This is a genomic window from Streptomyces sp. NRRL WC-3549, assembly GCF_000721935.1.
GTDB lineage: Bacteria > Actinomycetota > Actinomycetes > Streptomycetales > Streptomycetaceae > Streptomyces.
In genome coordinates, this window is the sequence record NZ_KL585415.1 from 12,831 (window position 1) to 21,131 (window position 8,301).

At 72.8% G+C, this 8,301-nt stretch carries 8 protein-coding genes; 6 read left to right on the top strand and 2 right to left on the bottom strand.

The window, feature by feature from the left end:
* Positions 1–2 precede the first annotated feature (2 nt).
* On the bottom strand, positions 3–770 hold the full coding sequence (locus IH13_RS0122815) for an SDR family NAD(P)-dependent oxidoreductase (RefSeq protein WP_031087305.1): 768 nt from the start codon (positions 768–770) through the stop codon (positions 3–5).
* A 98-nt stretch (positions 771–868) separates the two neighbouring features.
* Here IH13_RS0122815 and IH13_RS0122820 point away from each other — a divergent pair, with 98 nt between their 5' ends.
* From IH13_RS0122820 to IH13_RS0122850, 5 genes are all read left to right on the top strand, one after another.
* Positions 869–1,573 (top strand): TetR/AcrR family transcriptional regulator, encoded by a 705-nt coding sequence (locus tag IH13_RS0122820; protein ID WP_082317676.1) that lies wholly within the window; start codon positions 869–871, stop codon positions 1,571–1,573.
* Positions 1,574–2,280: 707 nt separating this feature from the next.
* On the top strand, positions 2,281–2,508 hold the full coding sequence (locus IH13_RS0122830) for a DUF5133 domain-containing protein (protein WP_031087309.1): 228 nt from the start codon (positions 2,281–2,283) through the stop codon (positions 2,506–2,508).
* Between the two features lie 593 nt (positions 2,509–3,101).
* Entirely contained in the window at positions 3,102–3,908 is an 807-nt protein-coding gene (locus tag IH13_RS0122840) for a DUF4097 family beta strand repeat-containing protein (protein ID WP_031087311.1), read from the top strand.
* Between the two features lie 133 nt (positions 3,909–4,041).
* Positions 4,042–4,752 carry a dienelactone hydrolase family protein gene (locus tag IH13_RS0122845; RefSeq protein ID WP_031087313.1) on the top strand — a complete coding sequence of 237 codons (711 nt, stop codon included), beginning with the start codon at positions 4,042–4,044 and terminating at the stop codon, positions 4,750–4,752.
* A gap of 120 nt (positions 4,753–4,872) precedes the next feature.
* Positions 4,873–5,991, top strand: a complete 1,119-nt coding sequence (locus IH13_RS0122850) for an AI-2E family transporter (RefSeq protein WP_031087315.1) — start codon at positions 4,873–4,875, stop codon at positions 5,989–5,991.
* A gap of 398 nt (positions 5,992–6,389) precedes the next feature.
* On the opposite strand, the gene IH13_RS0122855 is transcribed toward IH13_RS0122850, so the two are convergent.
* Positions 6,390–6,965 (bottom strand): hypothetical protein, encoded by a 576-nt coding sequence (locus IH13_RS0122855; RefSeq protein ID WP_031087317.1) that lies wholly within the window; start codon positions 6,963–6,965, stop codon positions 6,390–6,392.
* A 469-nt stretch (positions 6,966–7,434) separates the two neighbouring features.
* Here IH13_RS0122855 and IH13_RS0122860 point away from each other — a divergent pair, with 469 nt between their 5' ends.
* Positions 7,435–8,025 (top strand): lytic polysaccharide monooxygenase auxiliary activity family 9 protein, encoded by a 591-nt coding sequence (locus tag IH13_RS0122860; RefSeq protein ID WP_031087318.1) that lies wholly within the window; start codon positions 7,435–7,437, stop codon positions 8,023–8,025.
* Positions 8,026–8,301: the final 276 nt, after the last annotated feature.

Here is an 8,301-nt window from a genome sequence, read left to right on the forward strand (position 1 = left end):
TCTCAGACCGCCGACCAGCCGTTGTCCACGGGGAGAATCACCCCGTTGATGTTGGCGGCCGCGTCGGACGCCAGGAAGGCGATGGCCGCCGCCTGCTCGTCCGCCTGGGAGGGCCGGCCGACGTTCCCCATGTAGGCGGCGAGAGCTGCGGGCCCCTGGGCGCCCGGCTCGGCTTCGACCTGGATGTTGGTGACGGTGCCGCCGGGGGCGATGGCGTTGGTGCGGATTCCCTTGTCCCGGTACATGACGGCCAGTGACTTGGTCAGCCCGGCGATGCCGTGTTTGGACGCCGTGTACGCGGCGCCCGCGGCACTGCCTCGCAGCGAGGCCTCCGAGGCGGTGAACACCACGGCGCCCTTCCCGGCGGCGATCATGTGCGGCAGCGCGGCGCGGGTCAGCCGGAACGGAGCCGTGAGGTTGATGCCGATCACGCGCTCCCACTCGTCGTCCTCGGTGTCGGCCACCGCCGACATCTTGTCCATGATTCCGGCGTTGTTCACCAGGACGTCTATGCCGCCGAACTCCTCCAGGGCCGTGGCCACGACCCGGTCGACCACGGCCTGGTCGCGTAGGTCCCCGGCCACGGTGACCGCCGCGCCGCCGGCCCGCTCCACCTCGTCGGCGACGGCGCGGGCCGCCTCGCCGTCGATGTCGGCGATCACGAGGTGCGCGCCCTCCGCCGCGAACCGCAGGGCGGTGGCCCGGCCGATGCCCGAACCCGCCCCGGTGACGACGACGGTGCGGCCGGGGCCGCGGGTGGTGACGCTCATGAAGTGCTCCTTGCTCTCGGTGGTACGGCGACCACGCTACTCTTTTATGGCGGTCACCGCCAAGATGGCATGGTCGGTCATGAAAGGAGATCGTTACCATGGGCGCAGCCGGACGGAAGGTGGCGGAGACCGTGGGAACCACACGTGGGAGCGGGGGAGAGGACGGGGCCGTCGCAGACGCGGTGCGCCCCGCCCCACCCCGGCTCGGGCGCCCCCCGCTGACCGAACGCCGCAAGGCCGCCACCCGGCTGGAGATCGCCCGCGAGGCGGTGCGGCTCTTCGCGGACCGGGGCGTCAACGGGACCACGGCCGACGACATCGCCGCCGCCGCGGGCATCTCGCAGCGCACCCTGTGGCGGTACACGCCGTCGAAGGAGCTCTGCGTCCGTCCGCTCCTGACCTACGCCCTCGACGCCGCCACCGAGCTGATGAGGTCCTGGCCCCGTGACCGCCCTCTTTCGGAGGCCGTGGCCGGGACCCGGCCACGGTCGGGCGAGGAGCAGAGCGCCATGGACCCGGACGCGCTGCGCGACCTGGTCCGGCTCACCCGCACCGAGCCCGGACTGCGCGCGGTCTGGCTCCAGGTCCACCACGACGCCGAGCCGGTCTTCGCCGAGGTCATCGCCGAGCGCACGGGCCGCCGCCCCGAGGACCTCGAACCGCGGGTCCAGGCCACCGTCCTCAACGGCGCGCTGCGCGTCGCCGTCGAGGAATGGGCGTGGAACGCGGACACCGGGCAGCGGACGCCGGCCCGTGCCATCGCCCGCGCCCTGGACATCGCCCGGGACGGCCTGCCGGGCTGAGTGACGGCCGCCGCCAAGGCTCCGCATTCCGGACGTGTCCGGCCGGGCCGCCCGTCGTTGAGCAGGGCATGAACCTGCGGTCGATGTCTCTCGCGCTCACTGCCCTGCTGAGTACGGCAGGCTGCGTGTCCTTACCGGCCGGCTCCGAGGCGTGTCCGTACCGGCCGGCTCCGAGGGACCGGCTCCGGCCCCGTCCGGGTACGCGCGGAACACGCCCGCCGCCCAGGCGTCCACGGCGCCCCTCGCCCCCCGGCCCGTGCATGACGCCCTGAGCAGGACCGAGGAGCAGTCGCACGAGGAGAGCGCGGGGAAGCGGAGACAGGGCGAGGCCGCGGACCGACGGGCCGGCCCCGTCGCGTCGGCCCCTTCTGCGGCCCCCCGCCTGCCGCGGCCCCCCGCCGCGGCCCGCCCGGACGTACGGGGAGCGGGTACGCCACCTCGTAGGGGGCCGGCCCTCCGCACCGCCGGACCACAGCCGACGTACGGCATGCGCACCGTCTGCGCGGCGGGCAGCGGGGTGGCCTCCGCCGACATCGTCGCACTGTGCCGCACCGCGTACGGCCGTTGACGGCGCCGCCGGCCGGCGCGAAGCGACGGCCGGGTGGGGCGGACCCCGTACCGCCGAGGCAGGAGGACGTATGGCGTCGGCGCGCCGGGGTAGTGGGCCGGTGACACGACCTCGCGATGCCCGCAGAAGGAGACAGCCGATGCTGATGGCCCACCCCGCGATACTCGGGAACCTGATCCAGGAGTACGACACGCTGCGCATCCTGGACGCGGGGAACAGCGACGGTGAGGTCCGGCAGCGCATGGACGACATCACCTACACACTGTGTGTCTCCACCGGCACCCAGGACATCGACGCCGCCCTGATCGCGGCCCGCCATCAACTGCCCGGGGCCCGCCCGGAGGACGACTCCCTCCTCACCGCGTGACCCCGCCGGTACCGTGACGCCTCGGAGGGGCCCGGGGCGCCGGGCGGTGGCTCGTCGTGCTGCCGCCTGACCGTCTCCTCCCCCCACCGGCCGCCTGACCGGGCCGGATCCCGCTGTCTCCCCGCCACCGGAGAGCGCGTGCCCACACCCGCCGCCGGGGACAGCCCCTTCCCGGACCCCGCCCGCCGCCGCCCGACGCGTATCCGGTGGTCGGGGGACGGTCACACGATCCTCACGTAACGGGGTACTGGCGGAGCGGCGACGGGCAACGCGGAGAAGGAGCCCACTCGCCCCCCCCGGGAGCCCGATGTGATCACTCTCGTCTTTCTCTTACCGCCTTTCCTGCTGGTGGCCGTCGTTCTCCTGGGCCGTTACGAGGACCGCATGTTCACCGCGCCGGAGAGACCGCGCCATGCCCGTGAACACCGTCATCTGCGGCTCGTCCCGTCGAGGAGCGCGGCGAGGCAGGTGCGGCCCGCGGGGGCCGACGGTCCCCGGACCGCGGGGCGGAGCTCCGGCGGCCGGAAGGCGGCGTGACCGGCCGCGCCGCTTGCGGTGTCATGTCCGGTGCTGGCTGGGGCAGTTGGGCATACATGAAACTCGTAGCCCTCCCAGAGGCCCGGCGTCCGGCCGCACTGCTGGCAGTCGCCCTCCTCGTCACGGCCTGCGGCCCCGCCCCCCGGCACGAGGCCGGCGAACACACCGGGACGCCGCCATCCCTGGCGGGCGGAGCACACCTGCTGGTCACCACGGACAACGGGGCCCGACTGCGGCCGGCCGAGTCGGACCGGGCCGCCCTCGACCCCGAAATCACCGGCCGCTGGTCACACCACGGCGACGACTGGGTTCTGGACCTGTCGTGCCCGGAGGAATCGGACCAGGGAGGCCGGGAGTGCCCCCGCATGCCCGTGGTCCAGGTGCCCGCCCGTCTCGCCGTCACGGTGCGCGCGAGGAACGCGGGCATCGACGTGGCCGACGTCGCCGCCGCGCTGGACCTCACCACGGTCAACGGTGACGTGACGGTCGTACGCGCCGGACTGCCGGACGCCGACCTACGGCTCACCACACGCAACGGCTCCGTGCACGCCGACGCCGTGGACTCCGCCCGCCTGGACGCCGGGACGGTCAACGGTGACGTGACGCTCACCGGCGGGTCCCCACCGGCGCGCCTCGTCGCCACGACGACCAACGGATCGGTCCGGGTGGTGCTGCCCGAGGACGCACCCGCCTACCGCACCGAGGCCACCACCCGAAACGGCCGGACCTCCGTCACGGTCCCCGCTCCCGCCTCCGGCGAACGGGCCCGGTACGGCATGACGCTGACCACCGTCAACGGAGACGTCGACGCGGTCCGCGGCCGGCTCCCCACAGGGCACCGGACCACGAGCGACCCGCGCTGACGGCGGCCCGCGACCCTGGTGGCCACCGCATGCCACGGGCCCGGCGGAGATGGCAGGGTGGGTCGGGAGAAGCGGCGGCCCCCGACACGGCCGCCGTCGCTCAGACCCGTCCACCGTCCAGGAAGGAACCGCTTTGTCCGAGTCGCCTCAGCCCACCGGTAACCCTGCTCGCCAGAACGTCACCTTCCCCAGCTCCGGGGGCACCGCCCACGGGTACCTCGCCCTCCCGCCGACGGGGCGGGGGCCGGGGGTCATCGTCATCCAGGAGTGGTGGGGTCTGACCGACCACATCGCCGACGTCACCGAGCGTCTGGCCGCGGAGGGCTTCGTCGCCCTGGCTCCCGACCTCTACGGCGGAAACGTCGCGCACGACGCGCGGGAAGCCCTGCGCCTGATGCAGGACCTGCCCGTCCAGCGGGGCGTGGAGCTGCTCTCCGGTGCGGTCGACCATCTCCTGGCCCGCCCCGAGGTCACCTCCGACACCGTCGGCGCCGTCGGCTTCTGCATGGGCGGCGGCTTCGTGCTGTACCTCGCCGCCGTCGAACCACGGGTCGGCGCCGCGGTGCCCTTCTACGGAGTCATCCAGGGAGACCTCCCGGACTTCTCCCACCTCCGCGCGGAGGTCCTCGGACACTACGGGGAGCGGGACGAGTCGATCCCGCCGGAGTCGCTCGGTGAACTCCGCCGCACGATCAAGGAGCAGTCGGGCGTCGACGCCGACCTGCGTACGTACCCGGCCGGGCACGCCTTCTTCAACGACGGCCGACCGGAGGCCCACGACCCCAAGGCGTCCGCCGAGGCGTGGCGCACCACCGTGGAGTTCCTCCGACGCCGGCTGACCTGAGCTCCCGGCGGGCACCCGCGCCCGCCGTACCACCCGGCGGCGCCCCGTGCGTGGCGGCCCCGGCCGGGGCGGGCCGGGCGCGCGTCGGGAGGGCGCCGGGCGAGCCAATAGGGTGACCCTATGTCTGCCAGGTTGAGTGCCACCAAAACCCGCACCACGCTCCGGACATCGGCGCGTCTCTCGGCCGAGCTGCTGCTGGTTCTTGTGATGGCAGCGGTGACGCTGTGGATCCTGGGCCGGATGTGGCCGGTCGTCTGGCCGCTCGTGGTCGGTCTCTTCCTCACCACACTGACCTGGCCCGTGGCGCGGTTCCTGCGCAAGCGCGGCTGGCCCCCGGCTCTCGCGGCTTCAGCCGTGACCGTGCTGTTCCTCCTGGTCGTCGGGGGCATCGTGGCGTTGATCGCCGTGCCGGTGGCGTCCCAGTCGGGCCAGCTGGCCGACGGGGTGGTCGCAGGCATCCAGAAGCTCCGCTCATGGGCCGCCGGACCACCTCTGAACATCGACGACGCCCAGATCTCACACGCGCTCGACGCCGCCATCGACCGTATCCAGAACAGTCTCGGCAGCACGGTCACCACCGTCGTCACCGGGCTCAGCACCGTGGTCAACGGAGTCGTCACCGCGGTCCTCGCGGTCTTCCTGATGTTCTTCTTCCTCAAGGACGGCCCACGGTTCCTGCCGTGGCTCACCCGCCAGCTCCCCGGCAGGTTCGCCACCGACGTCCCCACCGTGGCCGAGCGCGGCTGGAACACCCTCGGCGCGTTCGTACGCTCCCAGGCCTTCGTCGGGATGCTCGACGCGGTCTTCATCGGCCTCGGCCTGTGGATCCTGGGCGTACCGCTCGTGCTGCCGCTGGCGGTGCTGACCTTCGTGTCCGCGTTCGTACCGATCATCGGCGCCCTGTTCGCGGGCTTCGTCGCGGTCCTGATCGCGCTGGTGTCGAACGGGCTGACCGACGCGGTGATCGTGCTGGTGATCATCATCGTGGTGCAGCAACTGGAGGGCAACGTGTTCCAGCCCATGATCCAGAGCCGCGGGCTCGGTCTGCACGCGGCGGTGGTCCTGCTCGCGGTGACACTGGGCGGCAGCCTCGCCGGAATCGTGGGAAGCCTGCTCGCCGTCCCCGCCGCCGCCATGGTCGCGGTCGTGTGGAACTACGTACGGGAGCAGCTGAGCGAGCAGCCGCAGGAGGCGGCGGGCGACGACGGTACGCCCGGTGGCGCGGTCGTCCCCTCTTAGGTGTATGGACCGGCAGCGTTGTTGACGCGGACACGCCCTAGAACCACCGCCGGGAGGCGTAAGGACCCGGTGCCCGGTGCGGGCACGGAGCCGTACGCGTGACGTACCGCCCCCTTCGTCCTGCGGCGCGTCGGGCCGAGCGGCGGCCCTGGACACCGTCCGGCGTCGTGGCGGATCGCGGAAGCCAGACCGGGGCGAGGCTGCCGGACCTCCGGCGCGGAGCGGATGGCCGCTGCGCCAGGTGCTGAGGCGTCCGCAGCGTTCGGCGGTGGTGGGCGCGCATGGCTGCGGGAAGCGCGCTGCCCCGGGCAGGGCCGTCGCGGGGGATCTGCGCCCGGCACTCCGCGGTGGGGAAGCCGCGCGGGGGCGGGTGGAGCGTCGGCTTCCCCACCGGCGGGTCAGGCGCGGTGGATCTTCCAGTCGGCGACGTCCGCGGCCCGGTTGTAGTAGGCGCTGGTGCAGACCTTGTACTGCCCGGCGACGGGCCCGTTGCCGTTGGTCTCCAGGAACCCGCCGTTGCCGGCGTAGGTGTTCCACAGGTGCACGACGTCACCGATGCGGACGCTCTGGTCGGAGGGGGCGGAGGCGCGGGCGAAGATGTGCCAGTTGCCGGTGCCGGAACCCGCCGCGCGTTCCCTGGCCGTAGACGTGAGCACGTCGTACTTGGCCCCGGACCGCTTCTGCCCGTCGGCCGCGTGCCCGTTGGTGTCGAGGTACCCGCCGTCGCCGCCGTAGAGGTTGCGCAGTTGGACGAGGTCACCGCTGGTGACCGGGGTACCGGTGGCCTTGCCGGTGGCCGAGAGGATCTCCCAGGTGCCCGTGCCCTGGCCCCGGGTGGGTGACTCGGCGGTCGACACCCCGTACTTGGCCCCGGACGCGGCGGCATGCCCGTTGGTGTCCAGGTAGCCGCCCTTGTAGTCGTTGAAGGCGTTCTGCAGGTAGATCTTGTCGCCGTACTTCAGTTCGTTCGCCATGGGCGCTCCTGGTGGGTTCGGACAGCACGGTGCTGACATGGGGCACAGCCGTGCCGTCAGGCCGTACGGCACGGCTGCCACGGCCAAGATGATGGCGAGAGGGAAGATCAACACGCCCGTGAACCGTCGCCGAGTCACTCGTACCGGTAAAGGGGGGAGTGGGGCGTTGACGCTGGTCGCGGCCGTACTCCTCGTCTGTCACTCGGGAGCCCGCGAGGCGGCCGGGCCTCGGGCGTGCCGGTGGACGGTGGCCCCGCGGCCCCGGTCGAGCGTGCCTTCCGTGGCTTCATTGGTATGGACATGTCGAGTCGGCGGGTCTAGCCTCAGAGTTGGTCTAGACCGCAGCGGACGCGTTGCCTCCGGTTACCGCTGCCCTGCCGCGCTCGTCCCCGCCGCTCCACCCGGCAGGCGCACCGGAGGCCGCGTGTCCGCCCAGACATCCGGAATCCAGGACCACGGGAGCCGCACCATGCGAAGGAAGATCACCTCGTTACTCCTCGGCCTCGGGCTGGCCGGCGGCGCGCTCGTCGCCACCGCCGGCAGTGCCCAGGGCCACGGCTACACCGACTCACCCGTCAGCCGTCAGCAACTGTGCGGCAACGGCACCGTACGCAACTGCGGGCAGATCCAGTGGGAACCGCCGAGTGTGGAAGGCCCCAAGGGGTTCCCCACGCGCGGTCCGGCCGACGGGCAGATCTGCGCGGGCGGGAACGGCCGCTTCTCCGAGCTGGACGACCCGCGCGGCGGGAACTGGCCCACCACCAAGCTCACCGCGGGCCGGAGCCACACCTTCGTCTGGCGTATCAGCGCACGTCACGCCACCACCGACTTCCGCTACTACGTCACGAAGGACGGCTACGACCCCACCAAGCCGCTGACCAGGGCCGATCTGGATCCGCAGCCGTTTCTGACCGTGCCCTTCGGCGGCCGCCTGCCCGGCTCCACGGTCAGCCACGAGGGCGTCCTGCCGCAGAAGAGCGGCCAACACATCATCCTCGGCGTCTGGACCGTCGCGGACACCGGTAACGCCTTCTACGCCTGCTCCGACGTGCGGTTCTGACCCGCTCGGCCGACAGCCCTCCCGGCCCGGTGCCGCCCGCCGGAGTACCGGGCCGGGAGGGGCGCCGACGGCCCGCCCCCACGTCCGTCGCAGCAGCATCCATCCGACCCCCGGCCCGGACCGCCGCCGGTCCCGACGACGGTGTACGCGCACGGGCGCCACGCCTGTGCGCATCCGGGCCCGGCCCGCAGAAGGGAACCCCCCATGCTCCGCCGCAGGACGAGAGACGCGAAGAACCCCCGTCGACCACGGGCGACGGCCTTCCTGGCCGTCTCG

Coding starts and splice junctions, on each gene's coding strand:
- IH13_RS0122815 (WP_031087305.1), bottom strand. CDS start 770: ATGAGCGTCACCACCCGCGGCCCCGGCCGCACCGTCGTCGTCACCGGG.
- IH13_RS0122820 (WP_082317676.1), top strand. CDS start 869: ATGGGCGCAGCCGGACGGAAGGTGGCGGAGACCGTGGGAACCACACGT.
- IH13_RS0122830 (WP_031087309.1), top strand. CDS start 2,281: ATGCTGATGGCCCACCCCGCGATACTCGGGAACCTGATCCAGGAGTAC.
- IH13_RS0122840 (WP_031087311.1), top strand. CDS start 3,102: ATGAAACTCGTAGCCCTCCCAGAGGCCCGGCGTCCGGCCGCACTGCTG.
- IH13_RS0122850 (WP_031087315.1), top strand. CDS start 4,873: ATGTCTGCCAGGTTGAGTGCCACCAAAACCCGCACCACGCTCCGGACA.
- IH13_RS0122855 (WP_031087317.1), bottom strand. CDS start 6,965: ATGGCGAACGAACTGAAGTACGGCGACAAGATCTACCTGCAGAACGCC.
- IH13_RS0122860 (WP_031087318.1), top strand. CDS start 7,435: ATGCGAAGGAAGATCACCTCGTTACTCCTCGGCCTCGGGCTGGCCGGC.